This window comes from Microlunatus spumicola (assembly GCF_039536445.1).
GTDB lineage: Bacteria > Actinomycetota > Actinomycetes > Propionibacteriales > Propionibacteriaceae > Microlunatus > Microlunatus spumicola.
Genome location: NZ_BAAAYR010000002.1, coordinates 21,832 through 47,224, shown reverse-complemented (window position 1 = coordinate 47,224; position 25,393 = coordinate 21,832). Strand labels below are relative to the sequence as shown.

At 73.8% G+C, this 25,393-nt stretch carries 30 protein-coding genes and 2 tRNA genes; 20 read left to right on the top strand and 12 right to left on the bottom strand.

The window, feature by feature from the left end; genetic code table 11:
* Positions 1-47 precede the first annotated feature (47 nt).
* Positions 48-308, top strand: coding sequence for a hypothetical protein (locus tag ABD665_RS09230; protein WP_204910920.1), 261 nt, complete (start codon positions 48-50; stop codon positions 306-308).
* On the opposite strand, the gene ABD665_RS09225 is transcribed toward ABD665_RS09230, so the two are convergent.
* A complete protein-coding gene (locus ABD665_RS09225) occupies positions 274-1,767 on the bottom strand; it encodes an ATP-binding protein (RefSeq protein ID WP_204910921.1) in 1,494 nt (497 codons plus the stop codon). The genes ABD665_RS09230 and ABD665_RS09225 overlap by 35 nt on opposite strands.
* Positions 1,764-2,438 carry a response regulator gene (locus ABD665_RS09220; RefSeq protein WP_204910922.1) on the bottom strand — a complete coding sequence of 225 codons (675 nt, stop codon included), beginning with the start codon at positions 2,436-2,438 and terminating at the stop codon, positions 1,764-1,766. The genes ABD665_RS09225 and ABD665_RS09220 overlap by 4 nt, the downstream gene beginning before the upstream one ends.
* Before the next feature lie 165 nt (positions 2,439-2,603).
* On the opposite strand from ABD665_RS09220, the gene ABD665_RS09215 reads away from it, so the two are divergent.
* Positions 2,604-3,083, top strand: a complete 480-nt coding sequence (locus ABD665_RS09215; protein ID WP_204910923.1) for a hypothetical protein — start codon at positions 2,604-2,606, stop codon at positions 3,081-3,083.
* 17 nt (positions 3,084-3,100) lie between these two features.
* On the opposite strand, the gene ABD665_RS09210 is transcribed toward ABD665_RS09215, so the two are convergent.
* A tRNA-Glu gene (locus ABD665_RS09210) sits at positions 3,101-3,173 on the bottom strand.
* A gap of 134 nt (positions 3,174-3,307) precedes the next feature.
* Positions 3,308-4,639 carry an SH3 domain-containing protein gene (locus ABD665_RS09205; RefSeq protein ID WP_204910924.1) on the bottom strand — a complete coding sequence of 444 codons (1,332 nt, stop codon included), beginning with the start codon at positions 4,637-4,639 and terminating at the stop codon, positions 3,308-3,310.
* Positions 4,640-4,907: 268 nt separating this feature from the next.
* On the opposite strand from ABD665_RS09205, the gene ABD665_RS09200 reads away from it, so the two are divergent.
* A complete protein-coding gene (locus ABD665_RS09200; protein WP_204910925.1) occupies positions 4,908-5,276 on the top strand; it encodes a metallopeptidase family protein in 369 nt (122 codons plus the stop codon).
* Positions 5,277-5,291: 15 nt separating this feature from the next.
* On the opposite strand, the gene ABD665_RS09195 is transcribed toward ABD665_RS09200, so the two are convergent.
* The 4 genes from ABD665_RS09195 to ABD665_RS09180 are packed head-to-tail and all read right to left on the bottom strand — an operon-like array spanning position 5,292 to position 7,707.
* Positions 5,292-5,627, bottom strand: coding sequence for a DUF202 domain-containing protein (locus ABD665_RS09195; RefSeq protein ID WP_204910926.1), 336 nt, complete (start codon positions 5,625-5,627; stop codon positions 5,292-5,294).
* 7 nt (positions 5,628-5,634) lie between these two features.
* Positions 5,635-6,015, bottom strand: coding sequence for a DUF202 domain-containing protein (locus ABD665_RS09190; protein ID WP_204910927.1), 381 nt, complete (start codon positions 6,013-6,015; stop codon positions 5,635-5,637).
* Positions 6,016-6,070: 55 nt separating this feature from the next.
* Complete coding sequence (locus tag ABD665_RS09185) at positions 6,071-6,979, bottom strand: EamA family transporter (protein ID WP_204910928.1); 909 nt, start codon at positions 6,977-6,979, stop codon at positions 6,071-6,073.
* Positions 6,976-7,707: a TCP-1/cpn60 chaperonin family protein gene (locus ABD665_RS09180; RefSeq protein WP_204910929.1), complete on the bottom strand. Its 732-nt coding sequence runs from the start codon at positions 7,705-7,707 to the stop codon at positions 6,976-6,978. The genes ABD665_RS09185 and ABD665_RS09180 overlap by 4 nt, the downstream gene beginning before the upstream one ends.
* 36 nt (positions 7,708-7,743) lie before the next feature.
* Between ABD665_RS09180 and ABD665_RS09175 the strand changes: the two genes are divergently transcribed.
* The 7 genes from ABD665_RS09175 (at position 7,744) to ABD665_RS09145 (ending at position 13,261) form a co-directional block, all read left to right on the top strand.
* Positions 7,744-8,151, top strand: coding sequence for a DnaJ family domain-containing protein (locus ABD665_RS09175; protein WP_344742025.1), 408 nt, complete (start codon positions 7,744-7,746; stop codon positions 8,149-8,151).
* Between the two features lie 111 nt (positions 8,152-8,262).
* Positions 8,263-9,054, top strand: coding sequence for an SRPBCC family protein (locus ABD665_RS09170; RefSeq protein ID WP_204910930.1), 792 nt, complete (start codon positions 8,263-8,265; stop codon positions 9,052-9,054).
* A gap of 192 nt (positions 9,055-9,246) precedes the next feature.
* The gene (locus ABD665_RS09165) at positions 9,247-10,602 is read left to right on the top strand and encodes a mycothiol transferase (RefSeq protein WP_344742023.1); all 1,356 of its coding nucleotides are present in this window, start codon (positions 9,247-9,249) and stop codon (positions 10,600-10,602) included.
* A 52-nt stretch (positions 10,603-10,654) separates the two neighbouring features.
* Positions 10,655-11,884 (top strand): histidine kinase, encoded by a 1,230-nt coding sequence (locus tag ABD665_RS09160; RefSeq protein WP_204910931.1) that lies wholly within the window; start codon positions 10,655-10,657, stop codon positions 11,882-11,884.
* The gene (locus ABD665_RS09155; protein ID WP_204910932.1) at positions 11,881-12,555 is read left to right on the top strand and encodes a response regulator; all 675 of its coding nucleotides are present in this window, start codon (positions 11,881-11,883) and stop codon (positions 12,553-12,555) included. The genes ABD665_RS09160 and ABD665_RS09155 overlap by 4 nt, the downstream gene beginning before the upstream one ends.
* Before the next feature lie 94 nt (positions 12,556-12,649).
* Positions 12,650-13,132, top strand: coding sequence for a hypothetical protein (locus ABD665_RS09150; RefSeq protein ID WP_204910933.1), 483 nt, complete (start codon positions 12,650-12,652; stop codon positions 13,130-13,132).
* 56 nt (positions 13,133-13,188) lie between these two features.
* Positions 13,189-13,261, top strand: a tRNA-Lys gene (locus ABD665_RS09145).
* An 18-nt stretch (positions 13,262-13,279) separates the two neighbouring features.
* Here the strand turns inward: ABD665_RS09145 and ABD665_RS09140 are convergent.
* The gene (locus ABD665_RS09140) at positions 13,280-13,774 is read right to left on the bottom strand and encodes a MarR family transcriptional regulator (protein WP_204910934.1); all 495 of its coding nucleotides are present in this window, start codon (positions 13,772-13,774) and stop codon (positions 13,280-13,282) included.
* A 115-nt stretch (positions 13,775-13,889) separates the two neighbouring features.
* Between ABD665_RS09140 and ABD665_RS09135 the strand changes: the two genes are divergently transcribed.
* Positions 13,890-14,246, top strand: coding sequence for a nuclear transport factor 2 family protein (locus ABD665_RS09135; protein WP_204910935.1), 357 nt, complete (start codon positions 13,890-13,892; stop codon positions 14,244-14,246).
* 2 nt (positions 14,247-14,248) lie between these two features.
* The gene (locus ABD665_RS09130; protein ID WP_204910936.1) at positions 14,249-14,701 is read left to right on the top strand and encodes a nuclear transport factor 2 family protein; all 453 of its coding nucleotides are present in this window, start codon (positions 14,249-14,251) and stop codon (positions 14,699-14,701) included.
* Positions 14,702-14,810: 109 nt separating this feature from the next.
* Here the strand turns inward: ABD665_RS09130 and ABD665_RS09125 are convergent, their stop codons facing one another.
* Positions 14,811-16,166, bottom strand: coding sequence for a GH1 family beta-glucosidase (locus ABD665_RS09125; RefSeq protein ID WP_204910937.1), 1,356 nt, complete (start codon positions 16,164-16,166; stop codon positions 14,811-14,813).
* A gap of 188 nt (positions 16,167-16,354) precedes the next feature.
* Here ABD665_RS09125 and ABD665_RS09120 point away from each other — a divergent pair, with 188 nt between their 5' ends.
* The 3 genes from ABD665_RS09120 (at position 16,355) to ABD665_RS09110 (ending at position 18,726) form a co-directional block, all read left to right on the top strand.
* Positions 16,355-16,843, top strand: coding sequence for a toxin-antitoxin system HicB family antitoxin (locus ABD665_RS09120; RefSeq protein ID WP_204910938.1), 489 nt, complete (start codon positions 16,355-16,357; stop codon positions 16,841-16,843).
* 99 nt (positions 16,844-16,942) lie between these two features.
* Entirely contained in the window at positions 16,943-17,809 is an 867-nt protein-coding gene (locus ABD665_RS09115) for a DUF4097 family beta strand repeat-containing protein (RefSeq protein ID WP_204910939.1), read from the top strand.
* A gap of 86 nt (positions 17,810-17,895) precedes the next feature.
* Positions 17,896-18,726 carry an oxidoreductase gene (locus ABD665_RS09110; protein ID WP_204910940.1) on the top strand — a complete coding sequence of 277 codons (831 nt, stop codon included), beginning with the start codon at positions 17,896-17,898 and terminating at the stop codon, positions 18,724-18,726.
* A 131-nt stretch (positions 18,727-18,857) separates the two neighbouring features.
* Here ABD665_RS09110 and ABD665_RS09105 read toward each other — a convergent pair whose 3' ends face one another.
* Together ABD665_RS09105 and ABD665_RS09100 are read right to left on the bottom strand one after the other, a co-directional pair.
* Positions 18,858-19,685, bottom strand: coding sequence for an SDR family NAD(P)-dependent oxidoreductase (locus ABD665_RS09105; protein WP_204910941.1), 828 nt, complete (start codon positions 19,683-19,685; stop codon positions 18,858-18,860).
* 43 nt (positions 19,686-19,728) lie between these two features.
* Positions 19,729-20,085, bottom strand: coding sequence for a hypothetical protein (locus tag ABD665_RS09100; RefSeq protein WP_204910942.1), 357 nt, complete (start codon positions 20,083-20,085; stop codon positions 19,729-19,731).
* 194 nt (positions 20,086-20,279) lie between these two features.
* On the opposite strand from ABD665_RS09100, the gene ABD665_RS09095 reads away from it, so the two are divergent.
* The 5 genes from ABD665_RS09095 to ABD665_RS09075 are packed head-to-tail and all read left to right on the top strand — an operon-like array spanning position 20,280 to position 25,309.
* Positions 20,280-21,206 (top strand): trypsin-like peptidase domain-containing protein, encoded by a 927-nt coding sequence (locus ABD665_RS09095; RefSeq protein WP_204910943.1) that lies wholly within the window; start codon positions 20,280-20,282, stop codon positions 21,204-21,206.
* A complete protein-coding gene (locus ABD665_RS09090; RefSeq protein WP_204910944.1) occupies positions 21,203-22,312 on the top strand; it encodes an AAA family ATPase in 1,110 nt (369 codons plus the stop codon). Before ABD665_RS09095 ends, ABD665_RS09090 begins: the two co-directional genes overlap by 4 nt.
* Before the next feature lie 15 nt (positions 22,313-22,327).
* Positions 22,328-23,266, top strand: a complete 939-nt coding sequence (locus tag ABD665_RS09085; RefSeq protein ID WP_344742014.1) for a DUF58 domain-containing protein — start codon at positions 22,328-22,330, stop codon at positions 23,264-23,266.
* Positions 23,263-24,225: a VWA domain-containing protein gene (locus ABD665_RS09080; protein WP_204910945.1), complete on the top strand. Its 963-nt coding sequence runs from the start codon at positions 23,263-23,265 to the stop codon at positions 24,223-24,225. The genes ABD665_RS09085 and ABD665_RS09080 overlap by 4 nt, the downstream gene beginning before the upstream one ends.
* A 22-nt stretch (positions 24,226-24,247) precedes the next feature.
* The gene (locus tag ABD665_RS09075; RefSeq protein WP_204910946.1) at positions 24,248-25,309 is read left to right on the top strand and encodes a VWA domain-containing protein; all 1,062 of its coding nucleotides are present in this window, start codon (positions 24,248-24,250) and stop codon (positions 25,307-25,309) included.
* Positions 25,310-25,393 lie beyond the last annotated feature (84 nt).

Here is a 25,393-nt window from a genome sequence, read left to right as displayed (position 1 = left end):
CGCGTCCGGGTCGGCACCGCGACAACCTCGAACGAAGGAGAGCGACCATGACGCAGGACGCGGACGACGCCGGCCGGGGCGACCTCGAGGACGTCGGCACCGGCGAGGCGGCCAAGCGGATCGGCTCCGCACCGACCACCACCGACGTCGACGACCCCGAGCGTTCCTCGCGCGGCACCGCCAGCGGGAGCGGCTCCGAGCCGGGAGCCGGTCCGGTGCAGACCGACCCGGGCGACGACGCCACCGACACGGGTTCGGACGGCGTCGGCTCCGTCAGCATCCAGCCCCATCTGCAGGGCGAGGTCTGACGGGGGGCGACGGCAGGGTCAGCAGGAAGTCCGCGCCGCGGGCGGGTGGCTCCACCGCCAGGCTCACGAGGTCACCGCCGTGGGCCCGCGCCGTCGCGCGGGCGATGGTGAGCCCCAGACCGCTCCCGCCGTCGTCCGCCCCGCGGGCGGCGTCGAGGCGGACGAGCCGGTCGAAGATGCGCTCGTGCTCGTGGGCCGGTACGCCCGGACCGTCGTCGCGGACGTGGACGACCACGAGCGGTCCGGACGTCGCGAGGGTGACCTCGACGGCACCCGTGGGTCCGGCGGCCCGGCGGGCGTTGTCGAGCAGGTTGCGGACGAGCCCCCGCAACGCCGCCGCGTCGCCGTCGACGGGCGGGGCCTCTCCCCGCGACGAGATCTGCGCGGTGGGTGACAGCAGCCGGGACCGGTCGACCTCCTCCCGGAGGAGCTGACCGAGGTCGACGCTCGCGAGTGCGACCGGCAGCCCGGCGTCGAGCCGCGCCACCGCCAGCAGGTCCTCCACCAGCCGTCCGGCCCGCTGCACCTCGCCCACGAGGAGGAGCTCCAGGCGGTCGCGGTCGGCGGGTTCGAGGGAGCTCCCGTGCTGCACGAGGGTCTCGGTCGCCGCGCGGATCCCGGCGAGGGGCGTCCGGAGCTCGTGGGCCGCGTCGGCCAGGAAGGCCCGGGTGCGCTGCTCGGCCTGGAGGGCCTGCGCCTCGGCGCGGAGGGCCTGCGCCTCGGCCCGCAGCGCGTGCGCCTCGGCCCCCTCGAGCTCGTCGAGCATCGTGTCGAGCGCCTGGGCCGTTCCGCCGACCTCGGTGTCGGTCCGGGTGGGGGAGAGGCGCTCGCCGCGGGAGCCGGCGGTGATGCGCTGGGCGAGCGCGGCCATCGAGGTCAGCGGACGCAGGGCGAGGCGGACGGCCCAGGACACGAGCAGCGCGCTCAGCACCAGGGCCGCGATCCCGCCGAGGAGCAGGATGCGCCGCAGCGTCTGGCGTGCTCCGTCGACGAGGGAGGAGTTGACGCTCAGCGTGAGCTGGGCGCCGTCGGCCCGTCCGGGCCCGACCAGCCGCGTCGTCACCGTCTGCACGCCCGAGCCGACCGGGAGCGCGCTGCCGAGCACGGTGCCGTCGCGCAGCTGCAGCGAGGCCAGGACGCCGTCGACCCCGACCCGGTTGACGACCTGCTGCGGCCGTACGCCCGAGCGGGCGAGCTGACGGGCCAGCTGGGCCCGGCCGCTGAGCAGCGCGTCGACGTTGCGGTCGGACTGCGCGGTGAAGACGGCCTGCACGGAGAACGACAGGGCCACCAGCACGACGGCCAGCACCGCCATCACGGCGGCGACGACCCGCACGCGGATGGACACCGAGCCCATCGCCCGGCGGCCGGTCGCGCGGGGCCGAGGGCCCGCGTCCGGCGAGGCGGCGACGGGTTCGGCCGACGGCTCCGGGCGTACGGGCCGCCCGGGGTCGCTCACGGGGCCGTCGCCAGGCGGTAGCCCTGGTGGCGCACGGTGTGGACGAGCCTGGCCTCCCCGCCGGCCTCGAGCTTGCGCCGCAGGGAGGACACGTGGACCTCCACCACGTTCGGGTCGAAGCCCTCGTAGCCCCAGACCGCGACGAGCAGCTGGGTCTTGGTCACCACGCGGTCCCGGTGCGCGGCGAGGTGGCGGAGCAGCCGCCGCTCGGTGTCGGTGAGGTCCAGCGTCCGTCCGGCCCGGCGCACCACGCTGGCGTCCTGGTTGAGCGTCAGGTCGCCGAGGGCGGTCGTCCCGCCCTCGGGCGCCGCGCGGCGCAGCACGGCCTGGATCCGGGCGACCAGCTCGGCCATGGCGAAGGGCTTGACCAGGTAGTCGTCCGCACCGCCCGCGAGTCCCGCCAGCCGGTCGTCGAGCTGGTCGCGCGCGGTCAGCATCAGCACGGCGGCCTGGCTCCGCTCCCGCAGGACGGGCAGCAGCGCGAAGCCGTCCCGTCCCGGCAGCATCACGTCCAGCACCACGAGGTCGGGGCCGAAGGCTGCAAGCACGACCTCGAGGTCCTCGCCGTCGGGCCGCGAGTCGACCACGAAGCCCTGGGCGCGCAGCGCGGTGCGGACCGCGACCCGGATCGTCTCGCTGTCCTCGACCACGAGGATCCGTGTCGCCTCCATGCGCCCATCATCCCCAGCCCGGGTCGGCCCGGAGGCCGCTCACGGGCGTCCGGCTCCTGAAGGCCCGCTGAAGGTGCGGACGCCGTCGTCGCGGTCCGGGGGACGGCGCGCCAAGACTGTCGGCGGAGGCAGGGACGACCGTCCCTGCGGGATGGAAGAGACCACATGAAGAAGCCGATCGTCCTCCTGGCGACCGCCGCGTCCGCCGTCGCCCTCGCGGCCGCGGCCGGCGTCGGGATCGCCAGCGCCGACCCGTCGCCGACGCCGACCCCGAGTGCCTCGGCCACCCCGCAGGCGGGACCGTCGACCCCGGCCAAGGCGAAGCCGAGCCAGGACCCGGCCAAGAAGAAGCACCGTGACCTCGCCGGCCGTGCGCTGCACGGGGAGGTCACCCTCGGCGGCAAGAAGCACCGGGTCGTCGACGTCCAGCGGGGCACCGTGTCGGCCGTCAGCGCGGGTTCGGTGAGCGTGCGCAGCGCCGACGGCTTCGACGGCACGTACGTCGTCGGGCCGAAGACCAAGGTCCGCGTGGCCAAGAAGGAGGCCGCGATCGGTGACGTCGCGGTCGGCGACCACGTCCGCGTGGTCGCCACCCGCGACGGGCAGACGCTCACGGCGACCCGGGTCGTCGACCGCAAGGGCTGAGCGGGAGCCGCCGGTCGTACCCCCAACGGGATTCGAACCCGCGTTGCCGCCTTGAAAGGGCGGAGTCCTAGGCCGCTAGACGATGGGGACCCTGGGCCCTGCGGCCCGCCCCAACTCTAGCGGGGCGGGCCGTCCGGCGTCGTTGCCGAGCGGCCCTGCTCTCGTGCCGAGGCCGACCCGTTCCGGGCCCTTCGACAAGCTCAGGGGGCGTTCGCACGCTCCGATCAGATCGGCGCGTACCCCTTCGCGAGCACCGTGACGTGCACGTGGTTCTTGTGGTTGGCGCTGTCGCTGCCGCGGCCGGCCATCGAGCGCCACCCCTGGCCGTCGCGCTGCACGTTCCAGATGTGCTGGTCCCAGATGATGTAGTTGATGCCGAGCTCGGTGTGGCGCTTCTGGAGCCAGCGCGACAGGTCGTGGCCGAGCTTCTTGCCGGCCGCCGACTTGTAGTTCGGGATCATCAGGTCGAGCGCGCGGCCCGACGGGTGGTCGGGGAGCGCGTCCGGCCGCACGGTGCCGATGGTCTTGATCTGCGGCCAGTTCTTGCGGACCGCCTCGAGGACCTTCACGCCGTTGGGCTTGAGGCCCTTCGTGGAGCCGGCGGTGCTGCCGCCGCCGCCGCTGGAGGGCTTGGTCTTCGACAGGTACTGCGCGGTGACCCAGCGGACCGCGCCGTCCCAGATGATCTGCGCGCGCTTGTTCTCCGTGACGCCGGTGATCGACAGCTTGGTGCCCTCGGGGATGTCGCCGAGGTCCTCGAAGTCGCTGCCGCTCGTGGTGCGGATGGTCAGGTCGGCCGTCGCGTAGCGCGTACCGGTCACGGCGGGCAGCGGCGGGGCGGTGGGCTCGTCGGTGTCGCCGTTCGAGAGGTACTTGGCCAGAACCCAGCCGACCTTGCCCTCGAAGACCACCTGGGCGCGGGCGTTCTTCGTGGTGCCGGTGATCGACACCTTGTCGCCCTCGCGGACGAGCCCGACGAGCGCGCCGTCCTCCTCGCTGGTCTCCCGCACGTTCAGGTCCCGCGTGGCCTTGCGCGTCCCGGTGACCTCGGGGAGCCCGCTCGTGGCCTTGGTCAGGTACTGCGTGCTCACCCAGCCCTGCTCGGAGCCGACCTCGACCTCGGTCCAGCCCTTCGACGTCTTGCCCGTCTTCGTGACCTTGGTGCCCTCGTCGAGGACGGTGATCACGTCCTCGGTCAGGCCGGGGCCCTCACGGAGGTTGACCTGGGTCGTCGTCGTGGCGGTCGCGCCCTTGTCGACGTCGTCACCGGCCGGCATCTCCTCGCCCTTGGTGACGTAACGGCTGGAGACGTACGCGGTCTTGCCCTTGTACGTGATCTTGGTCCAGCCGTTGGTGTCGCTCTTGGCCTTCACGGTCTGCCCGCGGTGCAGGCTGCCGACGATCTTGGCGCTGGTGCTGGGCTTCGCCCGGACGTTGAGCTCGGTGGTCGCGGTGACCGGCGTGCTGGCCGTCGCGGTCATCGAGCCCATCAGACCGAGGGTGGTCGTGATGGAGAGGACCGCGACCAGGACGGCGCGGATCAGGGTCGAACGCATGTAGGGGTTTCCTCCGTCGATCCCGAGTGCATGAGGCTGCGTCGCTCAGGTGGTGCGCCATAGATGACGAACTGGTCACTTTTGTCACAACAACCACAAACTGCGCAGGACTTTAATCACGTCTCAGGCACAACAGCAAGGGTGTGAGTAGTTCAGGTTGAGACTTTGCAAGGCGACACGCGGATGACGTCGGAGTAGTTTCACGGTTGTTATTCGGGGTTCGTCGCGACGTCTTTCTGCCGCTCACCAGCCCTCGTACGCTCGGGGCATGGACGCCGAGCCGCTCGTGGACGTCGACGACGAGCAGTTCGAGACGCTCGTCTCGCTCGCGCTCGACCAGGTGCCGACCGAGCTGGCCGACCTGATGGACAACTGCGTGGTCCTCGTCGAGGACCGTCCGCCGGACGACGCCCCGTCCGACCTGCTCGGGCTCTACGAGGGCATCCCGCTGACCGAGCGCGGCGAGTTCTACTCCGCGGTGCTGCCGGACCGGATCTACGTCTTCCGCGAGCCGACCCTGGCGATCTGCCGGACGTACGAGGAGGTGGTCGAGCAGGTGCACATCACGGTCGTGCACGAGATCGCCCACCACTTCGGCATCGACGACGACCGGCTGCACGAGCTCGGGTACGCCTGAGCCCTGCGGGGTGGGTCAGGCCAGGAGGACGTAGCCGACGGCGGCGAGCGCGGTGAGCACGAGCAGCCCCGACGCGAGCGCGGCGGGCCGCGCGTCGTCGAGGTGCCGACCTGTAGCGAGGGCCCGGGCGTTCAGCCGGAACCGCCGCAGCGCCACCCAGCCGAAGGCCGCGGCCGCGCCCAGGGACACGACGCCGGTGAGGATCGCCAGCGTCAGCGACACCTCGGCCAGCAGCCGAGCGAGGATCAGCCCCGAGGCCAGGCCGGACAGCATCGTGCGCTGCCAGGCGAGCCCGGTCCGCTCGTTCTGCAGGCCGGCGTCCCAGGGCAGGGGTTCCTCGTCCTGGCTCACGATCGGCTCAGCCCAGGACGAGGACGGCCACGGCGATCAGCGCGACCACCACGAGAACGCCGACGAGCACGAGGATCAGCGGGGAGGACGGCAGGGCGCGGCCCTCGCGCATGGCGCGCTCGCTCGCGATCCACCGGCGCCAGGCGCCCACCGCGCAGGAGAGCCCGCAGAGCACCAGCAGCAGCGAGGCGAGCCGCACCTCCAGGCTCAGCCGCTCGTTCAGCCCGGCCACCGCGGCGATCGCGACCCCGGCGGCCAGGAACCCAAGCCCGGTGCGGATCCAGGCCAGGAACGTGCGCTCGTTGGCGAACGTGAACCGGGGGTCGGGCTCGGTCCCGACCCCGTAGAGGCTCCGCGGCCAGCGCCGGTCACCCTCGTCCAGGTCCACGGGCGCAGCGTAACGGCCGCGTCCGGGCGGCCGGGCCCGCCGCGGGGAGGAGCGGTCAGCCCCCGGCCGCGACCTCGACCGGCCGGTCCTCCGGCTCGGCCACCCGCCGGCGGCGCTGCTGCCCGAGCACGACCGAGACGAGCACGAGCGCGGCGCCGGCCAGCTGCAGGGCGTTGAGGCGCTGGTCCAGCACCCACCAGCCGAGCAGCGCGGCCATGATCGGGTTCAGCAGGCCGAGGAAGGTCACCGACGCCGCCGTGAGCTGGCGGATCCCCCAGAACCACAGCGCGTACGCGAAGATCCCGCTGATCACTACGAGGTAGACGAGGCCGCCGACCTCCTTGGGCGTGACCGATCGGGGCAGCCCCTCGAACGCGAGCGTGAAGGGCAGCAGCGTGATGCCGGCGAAGAGGAAGGTCCAGCCCGTCACGCGGATCGGGCCCATGCCCGGCGGGTTGCCCCAGCGCTTCATCAGCACGGTGCCGAACGCCATCATGATCACGACGGCGACCATGGCCAGGATGCCGAGCACGTCGAGCTTGGCGTTCGAGCGCAGGACGAGCAGCGCGACGCCGACGACGCCCAGCGCACCGGCGATGAGCTGAACACGGCGGATCGCCGTACCGAGGATCGGCACCGCGACGATCATGACGCAGATCGGGCCGAGGGAGTTGATCACCGCGGCCACACCGCCGGGCAGGTGGTAGGCGGCGAAGAAGAGCAGCGGGAAGACCGCGGATGCCCACAGCACCGACATGAGCAGGAAGCGCCAGAACCAGACCCGGCTCGGCAGCCTGCTGCCGATCACGAGCGCGATGCCCGTGGGCAGCGACCGCATCAGGGCCGCGAGCAGGGGACGGTCGGGCGGCAGGAAGTTCGTGGTCAGCAGGTAGGTGGTGCCGAAGATCAACGGGGTCAGCGCGCTGACGTAGGCGAAGCGGCTGCCCTCGGTCTGCTCGCTCACTCCGCGGCCGCCGTCCGGGACGCGGGGACGACACGGGTCGTCCGGCTCGAGCTGGTCCAGCGGGCGACGAAGCCGAGGGCCTGGGGGTCGAGCCAGCCGGAACGCCGGTCCGTGGCGTCGACCGGCTGCGCACCGGTCGCCTCGAGGACCTGCGCGCGTACGGCGTCGTCGGCCAGCACGGCGATCCCGGGGACGAGCCCCTGGATCGCGTTGACCTCGAGCGTCCCGAGCACGTCCGGCGCGATCGTCGGTGCGACCACGACGAGCGGGCGGGCGGCCTTCAACGCCTGCTCGACGGCGGGCAGCAGCTCCCGGATCGTCTCGACGCCGTCGCTGCAGACGAGCACCAGCGCGTCGTCGAGGACGACCTCGCGGGCGCCCGGCTCGGTCGCGAAGCTCGCGGAGGCCCAGCCCACCGCGATCTCCCGCTCGGCGTACGCGCGGAAGGGCTCGGTCGTGGCGACCTCGAGCCGGGACCTCAGCTCCTCGATCCGGCCGCCGAGCTGCTCGGGCGTCGGGGCCGTGGCGGGACGACGCCGGGCCTGGGCCTCGGTCACGTACCGCGGGGACCGGGCGCCGGCGGGCAGGTTCGGGATGTCGCGCTGCGGCGGACCGAGCATCTCGGCCGCCCTCCGGCGGTTCTTCGCGCGGTCGGACAGGGCGCCGTAGACGGTCGCGACGAGGGCCACGGCGACGACGGCGATCATCACCAGGACCCAGGTCTGCACCCGGCCAGCCTGTCACACCGCTCGTAGGCTGGAGGGGTGGCGAGATGGTGGTTCGGGAAGCCCGCGCAGCACGTCGAGTCCATAGCCGAGCGAAAGGTCCGCGAGGCGATGGAGCGCGGCGAGTTCGACGACCTGCCCGGTCAGGGCAAGCCGCTCAAGCTCGGCGACCGCGACCCGAACTGGTGGGTCAAGGGCCTCCTCGAGCGCGAGCAGATCAAGATGCCGCTGCCCACCTCGCTGCAGCTGCGGCGGGAGGCCCGCGAGATCGACGAGACCGTCGCCGACCTCCGCACCGAGGCCGCCGTCCGCGACGTCGTGGACGCCCTGAACGACCGCATCCTCGACTCCCACCGACGCCGCGTCGACGGCCCGCCGGTGATCACCGCGGCGCTCGACGTGGACGCCGTCGTCGCCCGGTGGCGGGAGCGCCGCAGCGCCCGCTGACGGCCGGCCGGGCCGTCGCCCGCGCACCGTCACGACCGGCTCTCCGGTCCTATCGTCGGCAGGATCGGGCAGCGCCGCTCGGGCCTGCCGCCTCTTCTCGAAGGAGATGCGATGACGACGAAGGTCGAGAAGTCCGTCCTGGTCAACGTTCCCGTGAGCGTGGCCTACAACCAGTGGACCCAGTTCGAGGACTTCCCCCGCTTCATGGGGGGCGTCACCAAGGTCACGCAGCTGAGCGACGACCGGTTGGAGTGGGTCGCCGAGATCGCCGGCGTCAAGCGCCAGTGGGAGGCGAAGGTCCTCGAGCAGGTGCCCGACCGCCGCGTGTCGTGGGCCGCGACGGAGGGGGCGACGAACGCCGGCGAGGTGACGTTCGAGGACGTCGGCGGCGGCCAGACCTCGGTGCACCTGTCGCTGGAGTACGAGCCCGAGGGCCTCGTGGAGAAGGTCGGCGACAAGCTGAACATCGTCGAGAACCAGGCCGAGTCCGACCTCGACCGCTTCAAGGCGTTCATCGAGGACGAGGGCTACGCCTCCGGCGCCTGGCGCGGGTCGATCAACGAGGGGACGCGGGTTCCGGGGACGGTCGGCGCTCCGGACGCAAGTGACGCGGCCGCGTCCCGCGGGGACAGCGGCAAGGCCGGGGTCTCCGGTGCGGCGGTCGCCACGGGCGTGGGTGTCGCGGCCGCGGCTGCGGCGGGGGTCGCGGCGGTGGCCGCCAGCGGCAAGGGTTCCGACGAGACGCCGGTCGCCACCACCGAGACAGCTCCGCCGGCGGACGAGACGCTCCCGCACCACGTCGACGACCCGGGTGCGACGCCGCCGCACGTGGTCTCGTACGAGGAGGTCGAGGCGATCACCGACGCCAACGAGCACCGGCGCGACGACGAGCGTTCCGTCTAGGCAACACTCCCCGCGAACCGCCCCCTGAGCCTGTCGAAGGGCCCGGAACGGGTCGGCTCTCTGGTGATCGAGGCGCCAACCTCTTCGAGGCCCTTCGACAGGCTCAGGGAGCGTTCTCTTCTCGGCAGGCTCAAGGAGCGTTTTCTGCTCAGGGTCTTCCCCGGTGTCGCTGGTCGGTCCTAGCGTCGCGTCATGGCCGACACCGCCCCCTGGGAACCGCCGCTGCGCGGCACGGAGGTCGAGCACCTGCTCGGCGCGCTCGACCGGCAGCGGGCGACGTTCCGGTGGAAGGCGGACGGTCGGGGGCGCGCTGGCCTGACCACGACGGTCGGGGCCTCGACCATGACCCTGGGCGGGCTGCTCATGCACCTCGCCCTGGTCGAGGACGTCTACTCGGCCCGGCGCCTGCTCGGGGCCCCGCTCGGCGAGCCCTGGGACGCGATGCCCGACGACCCGGACCTGGAGTGGTCCGCCGCGGCCGGGCTCGAGCCCGCCGCGCTCTACGCCCTGTACGACGGCGCGGTCGCCCGGGCGCGCGGGCGGTACACCGCCGCGCTGGAGCGGGGCGGCCTGGACGCCCCGCTCGACCTGGGACCCGGGCGCCCCGTCATGAGCCTGCGTCGCCTCCTCTTCGACCTGCTCGAGGAGTACGCCCGCCACACCGGTCACGCCGACCTGCTCAGCGAGGCCGTCGACGGGCGGATCGGCGAGGACCCGCCCGAGGACTGGGTGCCGGTCGGGGCCGTCGAGGACGGCGAGGGGCACGAGCCCGCCGTGCCGCACTTCGCACGGCGTCGGATGCTCGGGGCGCGGTTCGACGGGGTCGACCTGACGGGTGCGGCGTTCACGCACGTCGACCTCGACGGCTCGACGTTCCGGGGCGCGAACTTCCGCCGCGTGACGATCACGAAGTCCGACCTGGTCGACGTCTCGATCACCGCCGGCGACCTCGAGAACGTCGTGATCAACGACGTCGAGATCGGTCCGCTCGTGGACGCGGAGCTGAGCCGTCGCGACCCCGACCGGGCGCTCGCGCACCCGCAGGACGCCGACGGCTTCCGTCGGGGCTGGGCCCTGCTCGAGCAGCGGTGGGCCGAGACCGTCGCGCACGCCCGGCAGCTCCCGCCCGAGCAGCTGCACGTGTCGGTCGACGGGGAGTGGTCGTTCGTCGAGACGCTGCGGCACCTCGTGTTCGCCACCCAGTCGTGGGTCGGGCGCGGGATCCTCGACGACCCCGCGCCCTGGCACCGGCTCGGGCTGCCGTGGGACGAGGCGCCCGACGACTGGGGGCTCCCGCGCGACCGGGAGGCCCGGCCGACGCTGGACGAGGTCCTGGCCGTCCGGGCCGAGCAGCAGGCCACGGTGCGGCGCGTGCTGGCCGACCTCACCGACGCCCGGCTCGACGCGGTGCCCGAGGTCGCGCACGACACCGCCTGGCCGCCGCCGGGGGAGAGCGTCCGGCAGTGCCTCGGCGTGGTGCTGAACGAGGAGTACGAGCACCGCCGCTACGCCGAGCGCGACCTCGCGCTCCTCGAGACGGGGGACTGAACCGCCGCGCTGCGTCGGGTCCGCGGGCAGCCCGCGCCCGTAGGGTCCTGTCGTGCGCCGACGTGCTCCGACGACCGCGAAGGAAGCACCTCCGCGCGCCGTCGTCGTCGGCGACCTCGTGATGGCCGCGATCGTCCTGGGCTCCTCCGCTGTGCTCCTCAAGGTCCTGTCGCCGGGGGCGGACGCCGTGGACTGGTGGTTCGTCCTGCTCGTCGGCCTGCCGCTCGCCGTCCGCCGCCGGCTGCCCCGCACCTGCGCCGTCCTCGTGGGCGTCGTCGTGGCGGTCCAGGTGGTCGTCGGCTCGCCCGTCGGGTTCCACGACGCGGCCCTGCTCGTCGCGCTGGCCACGCTGACGGGGTGGACGAGCCGGCGCGAGGGCCTGGTCGGGCTCGGGGTGGCCGTGCTCCTGGTCGCCGGCGCCGCGCTCACCCCGTGGTGGTCCTGGATCGACGTGCGCGTCGGCCCCGACCCGCGGACGGCGCACGTGCTAGGGATGCTCGGCGGCTTCGTGCTGCTGGCCGCGGCGTGGGCGTACGGGGAGCAGGTGCGCCACGCGCGCGAGGGCGCGGCGGCGCTGCGCGAGCGGGCGGCCCGGATCGAGCGCGAGCGGGAGCAGCAGGCCGAGCTCGCCGCGGCCGCCGAGCGGGCCCGGATCGCGCGGGAGATGCACGACGTCGTGGCCCACGGGCTGTCCGTGATGGTGCTGCAGGCCGAAGGTGCCCGTTACTCCCTCCCGGCCGACGCGACCGTGTCGCGCGCGGCGCTCGAGGAGGTGGCCCGGACCGGGCGGACGGCGATCGGCGAGATGCGCCAGCTGCTCGGGCTGCTGCGGTCGGGTCCCGCCGGGGAAGCGGCGAGCACGACGCTCCCCGCTCCCGGGCTCGACGACCTCGACGCGCTCGTCGCGCAGGCGCGGACGACCGGGGCGACGGTGGTGCTGAGCCGTGCGGGCGACCTCGGCCGGGTGCCGCCCGTCGTCGCGCTCACGGCGTACCGGGTCGTGCAGGAGGCCCTGACGAACGCCCGGCGGCACGGCGGGGACCACGTCGAGGTCGACCTCGTGGCCGACGCGGCCGAGCTGGTGGTCCGGGTGCACGACGATGGCCGGACTGGTGAGGACGGATCCGACGGCCCCCCGGGGCTCGGTCTCGTCGGGCTCCGCGAACGGGTCGCCGCCGCCGGTGGCCGGGCCAGCGCGGCGGCGGATCCCCGCGGCGGGTTCACCGTGGAGGTCGGCCTGCCCCTCGACCCCGCGGCGGCTGCTCCGGTGGTGTCGCGGTGAGCGCCCCGATCACCGTCTTCCTGGTCGACGACCAGGAGCTGGTGCGGGCGGGGCTCGCCCTCGTCGTCGCCTCGCAGCCGGACCTGCTCGTCGTGGGTCAGGCCCGTGATGGGGCCGAGGCGGTCAGCCGGCTCCGCGCCGAGCCGGCCGACGTCGTGCTGATGGACGTCCGGATGCCGCGGATGGACGGCGTCGAGGCGACCCGCCGCGTGGTCCAGGACGGTCGGGGTCGGACGAAGGTGCTCGTGCTCACCACCTTCGACCTGGACGAGCACGCGTTCGCCGCTCTCCAGGCCGGGGCGTCCGGCTTCCTGCTCAAGGACGCGCCGCCCGAGGACCTGCTGGCCGCCATCCGTACGGTCCACCTCGGCGAGACCGTCGTGGCGCCCAGCACGACCCGCCGCCTCGTCGAGCGGTACGCCGCCGCGACTCTCGACCGCGCCCACTCCGCCGCCGACGTCAGCGTGGTGGCGGGCCTCACCAACCGCGAGCGCGAGGTCCTCGACGCCATCGCCCGGGGTCGGAGCAACGCCGAGATCGCGGCCGACCTCTTCCTGTCCGAGGCCACGGTCAAGACGCACGTCGGGCACCTGCTCGCGAAGACCCGACGCCGCGACCGCGTCGCGCTGGTGATCCTCGCGTACGGGAGCGGCCTCACCTCCCCGGGCTGACCTGCGACCGCGGTCGGACCCGCTCCACCCGCAGTCGGGTCAGATCCGCCCCTGGGTGGATCCGGCGGGGGCTCACGATCCCGACCCTGGAGTCATGACCCCCTCCTCGTTCCTCCGGCACCCCGCGGCGATCGCTCTGCGTCTCCTGCTCTGGCCGGCGGTGATCCTGCTGCTCAGCAACCTCGTCGCCAGCACGGAGGACGACGGGCTGGGCGCCGGCCTCCTCGCGTTCCTCGTCGTCGTCGCCCTGGCGTTCCTGCTCTCGCTCGGCGACGGCCTGGTGCTCCGGACCCGGCCCCTCCTGCTCGTCTGGTCGGTCACGACGGTCGTGCTCGCCCTGCTGCTGGTCGCACAGCCGGTGCTCGACCACGTCCTCCACGGGTCGGAGTGGTCGACCTGGGCCGAGGCCGTCCAGCTCACGCTCGAGGACCTGCCGTCCGAGCTCGCCTTCTTCCTGGTCATGGTCGGTGTCCCGGTGGGCCTGGGCGCACTCGCCGGCTCCGCCCTGCGTCGCTCGGTGCGTCCCCGCCCCGGGGCGGTCGTCCGGGCCGCCGACCTCGGCGCCCCGCGCGGCTGACCGGTGCGTCCCGGGGGCGAGCAGCCGTCCCGGCCCTCGCCTAGGCTGAGCGGCCGGGGCCTCTAGCTCAACTGGCAGAGCAGCGGACTTTTAATCCGCGGGTTGTGGGTTCGATCCCCACGGGGCCCACCCGACGGCCGAACTCCGCTAGCCCTCCGTCGTGCCCGCCCCCGGAACCGTCAGGTTCCGCGCCAGCGTCTCCATCGCGTCGGCCAGGGCGGCGAGCTGCTGGCGGCTGAGGACGTCGGCGAAGAGCGTCCGGACGGTCTGCGAGTGGGCCTTTGCCGCAGCCAGGAACACGGACCGGCCCTCGTCCGTGATGAAGACCTCGGAACCCCGGTTGTCCGGCTCGTGGCGGCGCCGGCCGACGAGGCCGCGGCGCTCCATCCGGGCGAGGTGGTGGGAGAGGCGGCTCTGCTCCCAGCCGATGCGTTCGGCCAGCTCGGTCGACCGGACGGTCGCGTCGCCGAGCTCGTGGAGCGTCACGAGCACGGGGTAGTCGCTGCCGGACAGCCCGGAGTCGGCGAGCAGGAGCTGGTCGGAACGTCGTCGGAGCAGGGCGGTCGTCTCGATGAGGCCGCGCCAGGCGCGCAGCTCCAGCGGGTCGAGCGCGCCGTCGCGCCCGTCGGTCGGCTCCTCCACGCCCCGACGGTAGCGAACGGGTCGGCGTACAGATGCTTGACGTGTCATGCACCGGGCTCTAGCGTTCGACGCCCAGGCCGGGTGGACCGGCGGGACGACCGGACGGAGCTGGGCGATGGCCACGATCGAGGACCTCATGCACGCGAACCTGTTCGAGGTGTTCGCCGAGCGCGACCCGGAGCGGCGGATGGCCGCGGTTCGACGCACCTACACGGCGGACGTCGCGTTCGCGGACCCGGACGAGGCGGTCGTGGGCCACGAGGCGCTGAGCGCGAAGGCGCAGCAGATCCTCGACTCGTCGCCCGGCTTCGTCTTCCGCGCCGCCGGCCCGGTCCGGGTCAACCACGACCTCGGCTACCTGGCGTGGGACTTCGGCCCCGAGGGCCAGCCGCCGGTGGTGAGCGGCGTCGACGTCGCGCTCGTCGAGGACGGGCTGATCACGAAGGTCTACACGCTGCTGCTGGGCGACTGATCGTGAGCGGGGTAACCTTCGCCGACTGGAAGTCGATCAAGGACCTGGTCGACGCGTACGCGCACCACGCGGACCGCCGCGACCCGCAGGCGCAGGCGGACGTGTTCGCCGAGGACGGCCAGGTCCGGCTGTTCCAGGGCGACCCGTCGACGCACGAGCCGGAACAGGTGATCACCGGCCGCGCCGACCTGGCGTCGACGTTCGACCACCTGATCAGCCAGTACGACGCGACGACCTACCTGAACGGGCAGAGCACGATCACGGTCGACGGCGACGCCGCGAGCGCCGAGTCGTACTGCCTCGCGCACCACCTCACGCAGGAGGACGGCGAGCGTGTGCTGATCGTCATGGCGATCCGCTACCTCGACACGTTCCGGCGGACGGACGAGGGCTGGCGCATCGCGCGGCGCGACCTCGTCTTCGACTGGACCGACCGGCGACCGTCGCGGCCCTGAGATCCGCTCGCTCGACGGCGTGACGGGCGTTCCCCGAGCGTGGAGCCCGGCTGCCTCGACCATCGAGTGAGGGGATCTCAGGGAACAGAGGGCGTGACCCTCCCGCCGCTCAGGCCAGCAGCTCCGCGAACCACCGTCCGCTGGCCTTGACCGTGCGGACCTGGGTGTCGTAGTCGACGTGCACGATGCCGAAGCGCTTCGTGTAGCCGAAGGCCCACTCGTAGTTGTCCATCAGGCTCCAGGCGAAGTAGCCGCGCAGCGGCAGCCCGCGCCGGATGGCCTCGCGGCAGGCGTCGACGTGCAGCTCGAAGTAGTGCTGACGGTCCTTGTCCTGGACCGACCCGTCGGCCTCCACGACGTCGGGGTACGCGGCGCCGTTCTCGGTGATCAGGACGGGCAGCTCGGGCGCGCGCTCGTGGACCATCTCGATCACGTCGACGAGGCCGTCGGGGTGCACCTCCCAGCCCATGTCGGTCTTCGGGGCGCCCGTGTCGACGAACCGCACCCGCTCGCTTCCCGGCAGCATGCTCGCCTGCGACGGGTCCGCGAACACGCCGTCCTCGGGCCCTGCGGCGGTGTGGCGGCTGTAGTAGTTGATGCCGAGGAAGTCGAGCGGCGTGGCGATGACGGCCAGGTCGCCCTCGCGCTCCGCGAACCAGGCGGTCGTGCCCGTGTCCTCGAGCACGTCGGCGGGGTAGCGGCCGAGCAGCAGCGGGTCCAGGAACAGCCGGTTCTGCAGGCCGTCGGAGCGGCGTACGGCCTCGGCGTCGAGGTCCGAGCCGCTGGCCGGGAGGATCGAGTAGAGGTTGACCGTGATGCCGAGCGCGAGCTCGGGGTGCCGCTCGCGCAGCGCCGCGACCGCGAGGCCGTGGCCGAGCAGCAGGTGGTGCGCGGCGTGCAGGGACCGCGACCCGAGCTGCTTGCCGGGCGCGTGCACGCCGGCGCCGTAGCCGAGCAGCGACGAGCACCACGGCTCGTTCAGCGTCGTCCAGTGCGTGATCACGTCGCTGAGCGCGTCCACGGTGGTCACCGCGTAGTCACGGAACCGCTCGGCGGTCTCGCGCACCAGCCAGCCGCCCGCGTCCTCGAGGGGCTGCGGGAGGTCCCAGTGGTAGAGGGTCGCGTACGGGGTGACGCCGTGCTCGTGGCACGTCTCGGCGATGCGCCGGTAGAAGTCGAGGCCGGCCTGGTTGACCTCGCCGGCACCGGTCGGCAGCACGCGTGACCAGGAGATCGAGAACCGGTACGCGGTGAGGCCGAGGCTCGCGAGCAGCGCGATGTCCTCGGCGTAGCGGTGGTAGTGGTCGTCGGCCACGTCGCCGTTCGAGCCGTCGACGATCCCCCCCGGGACCCGCGCGAACGTGTCCCAGATGCTGGGGCCGCGGCCGTCCTCGGTCGCCGCGCCCTCGATCTGGTACGAGGCCGTCGCGGCACCCCAGACGAAGTCGCCCGGAAAATCGTTCATGCCTGCTCCTCGTGGGTCCGTGCGTCGTGCGGTCGTCCTGCGGGCGCCAAGGTATCGCCCTCCGGCTCGACCGCGCCGCGTCGCACCGCCTGCGGGATCGTTCCCACCCGCTCGTCGCAGCCGAGTGGGAGGCGCAGTGACACCACGAAGTCTTGACGTGACACCACTCGTGGTGTCACGATGGTGCCATGGACCTGAGCCCGTACGTGGACGACCTGCAGCGGCAGCTGGTGCTGGCCGCCGAGAACGGGCCGGAGGAGACGCAGGTCGCGGCCCAGCGGCTCGCCGCCGCCCTCGAGGCCGCGACCCGCGTCGTCCTGCTCGACCTGCTCTCGGCCGCGGCGGGCGAGATCACCCGTGACCTCGCTCCCGGGTCCGTCGACCTGCGGCTGCGGGGTCGTGAGGTCGAGCTCGTGGTCCACGCCCCGGCCGGGGAGGCCGACGGGGACGAGCGCGCCGCGGCGCCGCTCGAGCTCGACGACGTGAGCACCTCCCGCACCACGCTCCGCCTGCCCGACGCCCTCAAGGCGCGGGTGGACGAGGCGGCGACGGCGGACGGCCTGTCCGTCAACGCCTGGCTGGTCCGCGCGGTCGCGGCCGCGCTCCAGCCCCGGCAGCGACGCTCCGCCCAGCGCACCGCACGGACCGGCGACGGCTTCGCCGGCTGGGCCCGCTAGCCGGCCCGGAACCACGACCGGTCCACCCGGACCGGCCCCTCTCGACCCGCCGCGCGGACCCGCGCGGTCGGACCCGCACGCCCACAGGAAGGCGTCAGCATGCCCACCTACCCCACCCCCGGCCCCGTCGACCTCGCGGTCGACCTGGCCGTCGGAGCCGTCGAGGTCGTCGCCAGCGACCGCCAGGACGCCGTCGTGACGGTGTCGCCCACCAACCCGGCCAAGGACGCCGACCGCCGCGGCGCCGAGGCCACGACGGTCGCGTTCGACGGCCGGCGCCTCACGGTCGTCGGGCCGAAGCCGCGGATCAGCATCCTCGGCCCGAACGAGTCGGTCGACGTCCGCGTGGAGCTGCCGACCGGCTCCCGGTTCACCGCGGAGATCGCGGCCGGCTGGGTCCGCACCTCGGGTCGCCTCGGGGCCACCCGGGTGAAGGCGTCGTCCGGCGGCTCCACCCTCGACGTCGTGGGCGACCTGTGGCTGCGGGCCGGCCACGGGACCGTCACGGTGGCCGCGGTCGAGGGCGACGCGGAGGTCGTGGCCGACCACGGGCAGATCCGGGTCGGCCGGGTCGCCGGCGACGCCACCCTCAAGGCGTCGCACGGCAGCGTCAGCGTGACCGAGGCCGGCGGCGACCTGGAGGCCCGGCTCTCGTACGGGGACCTCGAGGTCACCCGGGCGCTCGGGTCGGTCGTGGCGAGGACCGCGTACGGCAGCATCCGGCTGCAGGAGGTCGGCAGCGGTTCGGTCGAGGCTCAGAGCGGCTACGGCGAGGTCGAGGTCGGCGTCCGCGCCGGCGTGCCCGCCTGGCTCGACCTGTCGTCCAAGAACGGCCGGGTCCGCAACGGGCTCGACGCCGACGCGGCCCCCGCGGACGGCGAGCCGAGCGTGGCCGTACGCGTCCGGACCCAGTTCGGCGACATCGACGTCCGGCGTGCGTCGGAGGAGCGCGCGGTGCCGGTCTGACCCGATGAGGCATCGTGGGGCACGGCGGGCTCGACCGACATCGCGGTCGCCCGCCTCGCACCCTCGCTGCACGAAGGAGAACCCCCATGGCCACCTGGCTCATCACCGGCTGCTCGACCGGCCTCGGCCGCGCGTTCGCGGAGGCCGTCCTGGCCCACGGCGACGACGTCGTCGCCACCGCCCGCGACGCGGCCAAGGTCGCCGACCTCGCCGAGGCGCACCCCGACAACGTGCTCGCCCTGGCCCTCGACGTGACCGACGACGCGCAGGTGACCTCGGTGGTGAAGGCCGCGGAGGAGCGGTTCGGGGGCGTGGACGTCCTGGTGAACAACGCGGGCTACGGCTACCGCGCCGCGCTCGAGGAGGGCGAGGACGAGGCGGTCCGCACGCTCTTCGAGACCCACGTCTTCGGCACGGTCCGCACGACCAAGGCGGTGCTGCCCGGCATGCGTGCGCGGCGCTCCGGGACGATCGTGAACCTCTCGTCGATCGGCGCGCGGATCTCTCCGGAGGGTTCCGGCTACTACGCGGCCGTCAAGGCGGCCGTCGAGGCGCTGACGCTGTCGCTGCGCAAGGAGGTCGCCCCGCTCGGGATCACGGCGATGGTCGTCGAGCCCGGCGGGTTCCGCACCGACTTCGCGGGCCGCTCGCTCACCCAGTCGGCCGAGCCGATCGCCGACTACGCCGAGACGGCGGGCAAGCGCCGCAAGGAGAACGACACCGTGCACGGCAAGCAGCCCGGTGACCCGGCCAAGGCCGCGACCGCGCTGATCGAGGCCGTCGAGTCCGCGAGCCCGCCGTTCATGCTGCTGCTCGGCAACGACGCGTCCGACGGGTTCCGCGCCGCGCTGCACACGCTGCTCGACGAGGTCGACACGTGGGAGACGCTCAGCCGGAGCACCGACTTCGACGCCTGAGCCGTCGCGCCCCGAGCGGGTGCCGAGCTGATCTGCTCGATTCCGCCCCCTCGTCGACCTCCGGGCCCTCGGCCCACGCTCAGCGGGCCGTCCGGCTGGTCATCGAGGGGGCGGGATCGAGCGGGACCGGGTCAGAGACCGACGAGCTCGGCGCTGCGGTCCCAGAGGCCGACGGCGAGCTGGGCGTCGCGGGCCTGCGGGTTCGACCGCGCGACCTTGTTGTGCTCGAAGTACTCACCGGTCGGCCAGGTCGTCCGGGGCTCGTTCTCGGCCAGCCAGACCAGGCCGCGCGCGCCCTTCTGCGGGCTGATCGTGAACAGGTTCCTGACCAGGGGCGTGTGGTAGAGGAAGCGCATCGGGTGCGTGGTGTCGCTGGCGAAGTTCGTGCCGACCACCCCCGGGTGGAAGGCCGCGGCGGCGATGCCCTGGTCGCCGTAGCGGCGGTCGAGCTCGCGGGTGAAGAGGATGTTCTCGAGCTTGCCGTTCCCGTACGCGCGGTCCGGGCTGTAGCCGCGCTCCAGGTCGAGGTCGTCGAGGTCGACGTGGCCGAACATCCGTGCCGCGATGCTGGCGGTCTGGATCACCTTGGCGCGGCTGGCCGTCAGGGTCGGCAGCAGCAGGTTCGTCAGCAGGAACGGGGCCAGGTGGTTGACCTGGAAGGTCAGCTCCGAACCGTCCACCGTCAGCTGGCGGTGGCCCATGATCCCGCCGGCGTTGTTCGCGAGGACGTCGATCCGCGGGTAGGCGGTCGCGAGCTCGTCGGCGAGACGGCGGACCTGGTCGAGCTCGGAGAAGTCGGCCACGTGGAAGGGCGCGCCCAGCTCGGACGCCACCGCGGACGTCTTGTCCTTGGAGCGGCCGACGAGCACGACCTCGTGGCCGTCGGCGTGGAGCCGGCGGGCCGCGGCCGCGCCGATGCCGTCGCTGGCCCCGGTGATGACGATGGTCTGGCTGGGCATCAGGAGGTCGTGCCTTTCGGGCGGGGCTGGTCGGCGGTGTCGATCAGCGGGCCTGCCCAGGGTGCCGGGGTACGCCAACTCCCGCGGCCTCGGCCTTCGCCGCCCTGACCCGGCGGTCGCGCTCGGCGGCGAGGCGGCCCTCCTCGACGAGCGCGGCACGGAACTTCGTCAGGGTCTCGAGCAGCACGTCGACCTTGTGCAGCGAGTTGGCCAGGCTGTCGGTGTCGACGTCGAAGTCGAGCTGGATCTGCCGGCCGCAGTCGGACAGCACGAAGTCGACGTCGGTCCAGGTGGTGTCGTCGGGCCGCCGAGAGGTGTCCTCGACGGAGGCGAGGACGTACGCACCGGCGTGGTGACCGCGACGGTTGAGGAAGCGACGGGTGTAGTAGCGGTTGGGCACGGCAGGACTCCTTCCGGGTCATGGGTGTGGGGTCATGAGGTCCTCCTTCCGTCGACGGCCGGTGAACCCGCGAACGTACGCGTCCCGCCGCTCGCGGGGCAACGACTTTTCCCCGGTCGGCCGGTGCTGCTCCCGTCTACGGCCGGCCCGCGGTCTCACAGGCAGCTGCTAGGCAGCGTCCCTAGGCTGTCGGCATGGACCCCACCGGGGCTGGGCGGCTACGGGGGTTCCGTGCGCCCGCCGCGGACGAGGTGCCGGGCCCGTCGACCGGCTCAGGGAACGTCGTTGATCGCGCGGGGGACGTGGCCGGGGTCGACGTCGTCGAGGCCGGGCCGCCGGTCCAGGAGAGGTCGCGGCGTAAGGGCTCCTGGCGCTGGCTGGTCGTGGCCGGAGCGGCGCTGGTCGTGGCCGTCGTGGTCATCGCGACGCTGGCCTTCCGGCTCGGGTCCGTGACGGCGGCGTCCGACGCCAGCAGCCCGTCACCGACCCCGACGCCCGCGCCGACGGCGACGCCGCTCGCGGTGCCCGACCTCTACACCCGCGTCGTGCCGTCGGTCGTGCTGATCACGACCTCGAAGGGGTCGCTCGGGTCCGGGACCGTCGTCACCGACACCGGAACGATCCTCACGGCCAACCACGTCGTCTCGGGCGGGGGCGACCTGACGGTCGTCTTCGCCGACGGGACGAAGGCGCCGGCGACGGTCGCCACGTCGAACCCCGCGCAGGACACCGCCACGCTCGTGCCGCAGAAGCTGCCCGAGGTCGTCGTGCCGGCCGCGCTCGGCGGTGGCGTGGTGGTCGGCGCGGACGTCGTCGCCCTGGGCAACCCGCTCGGCCTGCAGGACAGCACGACGAGCGGGATCGTCTCCGGGCTCGGCCGGACGAGCCGGACCGACACCGGCACGGTCCGCGGGCTCATCCAGTTCGACGCCGCGGTGAACCCCGGCAGCTCCGGCGGCCCGCTGCTCGACGCCCAGGGCCTCGTGGTCGGGGTCGTCGTGTCCATCGCCGACCCGGGCAAGGACGACGCCTTCGCCGGGATCGGCTTCGCCGTGCCGATCGGCGCCGCCCTCGGCGGTGGCGGCGACGGGCCAGGCCCAGGAGGAGGACCCCAGATATGAGCCCCGACCCCCAGAACCCGTGGTCGCGCGAGAGCGTGGAGACCGGCGGCCACCGCCCGCCCGGCGACCAGCGCCCGCCCGGCGACCGCCCCGACGGCGATCGCCCCGACGGCCCGAGCAGCGCGGCCGAGACGAACGCGTCGAGCACGAACCCGCTCGAGCAGGTCCTCTTCGAGGTCAAGCGCACGATCGTCGGCCAGGACGTGCTGCTCGAACGCATGGCGGTCGCGATGCTCGCGGGCGGGCACCTGCTCGTCGAGGGTGTGCCCGGGCTGGCCAAGACCCTGGCCGTGAAGTCGCTCGCCGAGGCGATCGGGGGCGCGTTCCAGCGGATCCAGTTCACCCCGGACCTCGTGCCCGCCGACCTCGTGGGGACGCGGGTCTACCACCAGCGCACCGGCGAGTTCGAGGTGTCGCTGGGCCCGGTCTTCGCGAACCTGCTGCTGGCCGACGAGATCAACCGCGCGCCCGCGAAGGTGCAGAGCGCGCTGCTCGAGGTCATGCAGGAGCGCCAGGTGACGATCGGGCGCGAGACCTTCCGCGTCCCCGAACCCTTCCTCGTCATGGCCACGCAGAACCCGATCGAGTCCGACGGCACCTATCCGCTGCCCGAGGCGCAGGTCGACCGCTTCATGATGAAGGTCGTCGTCGGCTACCCCAGCGCCCACGAGGAGCACGCGATCGTCGACCGCGCGCTCGTGCCCAGCCCGGCGCTCCAGGTGATGCTGAGCCCCGAGGACCTCGTCGCCATGCGTGAGCGGGTCGCGGAGGTCTACGTCGACCCGGCGATCGTCGACTACGCCGTCCGCCTCGTCGCGGCCACGCGCTCGCCCGCCTCGGTGGGGCAGGGCGACCTCGACCGCTACGTCACGTACGGGGCGAGCCCGCGCGCCACCATCGCCCTCGTCCTCGGCGGACGTGCCCTGGCCCACCTGCGCGGCCGCGACTACGTGCTCCCGCACGACGTCGACGAGCTCGCGCTCGACGTGCTCCGCCACCGGGTCGTGCTTTCGTACGAGGCGCTGGCCGACGGGCTCGACGCCGACACCGTCCTCGTCCGCGTCCTGCGCGCCGTCCGCTCGCCCGACGTCGTCCTCCAGGGCTGAGGAGGAGCCGACCCCGTGACGCCCACCGGCACGTCCGACGCCCTGCTGCACCGCCTCGAGTGGCGGGTCGTGCGGCAGCTGGACGGGCGCGTCCAGGGCGGCTACCGGACGGCGCGGCGGGGGAGCGGGCTCGACTTCGCCGGGCTGCGGGCGTACGTGGAGGGTGACGACGCCCGGCACATCGACTGGAACGTGACGGCCCGCCTCGACGAACCCCAGGTGCGCGAGTTCAGCGAGGACCGCGAGCTGACCTCGTGGCTGGTGCTCGACCGATCCGCCTCCATGGAGGTCGGCGGCGGCGCGAACGGCGGGCGGGGCAAGGCCGCCGTCCTGACCGAGCTCGCGCTCGTGCTCGCCCGCCTGCTCGGACGCGGCGGCAACCGGGTGGGTGCCGTGCTCTACGACGGCGGCCGGCCGCGCATCGTCCCGCCCGGCACCGGTCGGCGTCAGGCCCTGCGCATCGGCCGGGAGCTGGAGCGTCCGCCCGAGACCGCCGCGCCGGTGAAGAAGGGTGCGGCGGCCGCCACCGGCGCGACCACCGACCTCGCCGCCATGCTCGCGAGCGTGGCGACGCTCGCGCGACGGAACCTGGTGGTGGTCGTCTCCGACCTCATCGGCACCGGCGACTGGGAGCGTCCGCTGCTGCAGCTCGCCCACCGCAACGAGGTCGTCGCGCTCCGGGTGGTCGACGCGGCCGACGACGCGCTGCCGGAGGTCGGGCTGGTCGTCGTCGAGGACGCCGAGACCGGCGAGCAGGTGCTGGTCGACTCGGCGGACCCCTGGTTCCGGGCGCGGTTCCGGGAGGGCGTGGACGAGCGGGACGCCGGGCTCGAGGCGGGGATGCGCCGGGCCGGGGTGCCGCTGCACCGCGTCGAGACGGGCACCGACCTCGTGACCACCCTCGTGGGCGTCGTCGCCGAGACCAACCGGCCCGTACGGGGGCGGTCCCGGTGAGCCTCGCGCACCCGGTCCTGCTCGTCGTGGGGCTGCTCGTCGTCGCGGCCCTGGTCGCCGGCGCCGTGCTCCTGGTCCGGCGGCGGTCCGCGGCCCTCGCCGCCGCCGGGGTCGCCGCTCCCGGCCGCCGCGGGGTGCCGGTCGCCCGGTGGCTCAGCCTCGGCGGCGTCCTGCTGCTGGCGGTCGCGTGGGCCGGACCGGCGGCCGCGCTCCCGGTCGGGCGGAGTGCCGGGACCGTCGTGCTGGCCATGGACGTGTCCAGCAGCATGGGGGCGACCGACGTCGCGCCGAGCCGGCTGGCCGCGGCCCAGCAGGCGGCGGACGCCTTCGTCGACGCCCAGCCGGGCACCGTGGACATCGGCGTCGTCGGCTTCGACCAGGGTGCGCTGACGACCTCGCTGCCCACCGCAGACCGCACGGTCACCAAGGCCGCCGTCCAGAATCTCCGGCTCTCCGGCGGCACCTCCCTCTCCGCCGCCATCCTCGGCTCGCTCAGCGCGATCACCGGCCGGACGGTGACGATCGGCCAGGACGGCGCGCTCCCGGACCTCGGCTACTGGGGTTCGGCGACGATCGTGCTGCTCTCCGACGGGGGTGCCTCGGGCGGCGGCAGCCAGGACGACGCGACCGCGGCGGCGACGCTCGCGCAGAACGCCGGCGTGCACATCGAGACCGTCGGCGTCGGCACCGCGGCCGGGGCGAACGTCGAGGTCGACGGCTACCAGCTCCACACCGCCCTGGACACCGACCGGCTGACGGCGCTGGCCGAGGCGACGGGCGGCGCGTACCACCCGGCCTCCGACGCCGCCCAGCTCGACGGGGTCGCGTCGACGATCGACCTGAGGCTGACGGTCGCGAAGCAGGACGTCCCGCTGGCCGGCGGGGTCGCCGCGCTCGCGCTCGCGCTGCTCGTCGCCGGGGCCGCGCTCACCGCCCTCCGGACCGGCCGGCTCGTCTGATGCGCACCCTCGGAGGGGACCGATGACCTTCACCTGGCCGTGGGCGCTGCTGTCGCTGCTCGTCGTCCCGCTGCTGCTCGCGCTGACCTGGCTGCTCCGCCGGCGTCGGCGGCGTGCCGCGGTCCGGGTCACCTCGATCGCCCTGGTGCGGGCCGCGCTGCCGCGGCGTACGCGGTGGGTGCGGCTGCTGCCGAGCCTCCTGCTGCTGCTCGGGTTCGCCTCGCTGGGGCTGGCGGCGGGCCGGCCGCAGGCCCGCGTCCCGGTGGCCTCCGACTCCACGACGATCATGCTCGCGATGGACGTCTCCGGCTCCATGTGCTCGACCGACGTCGAGCCGAACCGCATCACCGTGGCGCAGCAGGCGGCGATCAAGTTCATCGAGGCGGAGGGCGGGGACACCCGGATCGGGCTGGTCGCCTTCGCCGGCGTGGCCGGGCTCCAGGTGCCGCCCACCACCGACACCGACACCCTCGTGACGGCGATCAACGGCCTGTCGACGGCCCGGGGGACGGCGATCGGGTCGGCCATCCTGACCTCGGTCGACGGCATCGCGGCGATCGACCCGACCGTCGCGCCGAGCGGGGTCGACGCCGAGTCCGCGCAACGCTCGGGCTTCGCCCCCGACGTGATCGTGGTCCTCACCGACGGCGCGAACACCCAGGGTCCCGAGCCGGCGACCGCCGCCGAGACCGCCGCCGTACGCGGCCTGCGCGTCTTCACCATCGGCTTCGGCACCACGACGCCGACCCGGATGGCCTGCACCGGCCAGCAGGCGGGCGGCTGGGCCGGGGGCTACGGCGGTGGTGGCGGCGGTCGCGGCTTCGGCGGCGGCGGCCGGAGCCCCCTGGTCATCGACGAGCCGGCGCTGCGCCAGGTCGCCGAGACGACCGGCGGCACCTACTACCGCGCGGAGAACGCCGACCAGCTCACGGAGGCGCTCGGGGACCTGCCGAGCCACGTGACCGTGGCCCGCGAGAACGTCGACGTCGCGGCGTGGTTCGCCGGGGCGGGTGGCCTCCTGGTCGCCGTCGCGCTCGGCCTGTCGCTGTGGTGGGACCGGGTCCGGACGCTGCCACGGGCCTGAGCGCGGGGGACGTGCGACGTCGCCCGGTGCAGTAGATTCGTGCGTGCGCCGTCCTCGGGGGATGGACGAAAGAAAGCACCGATG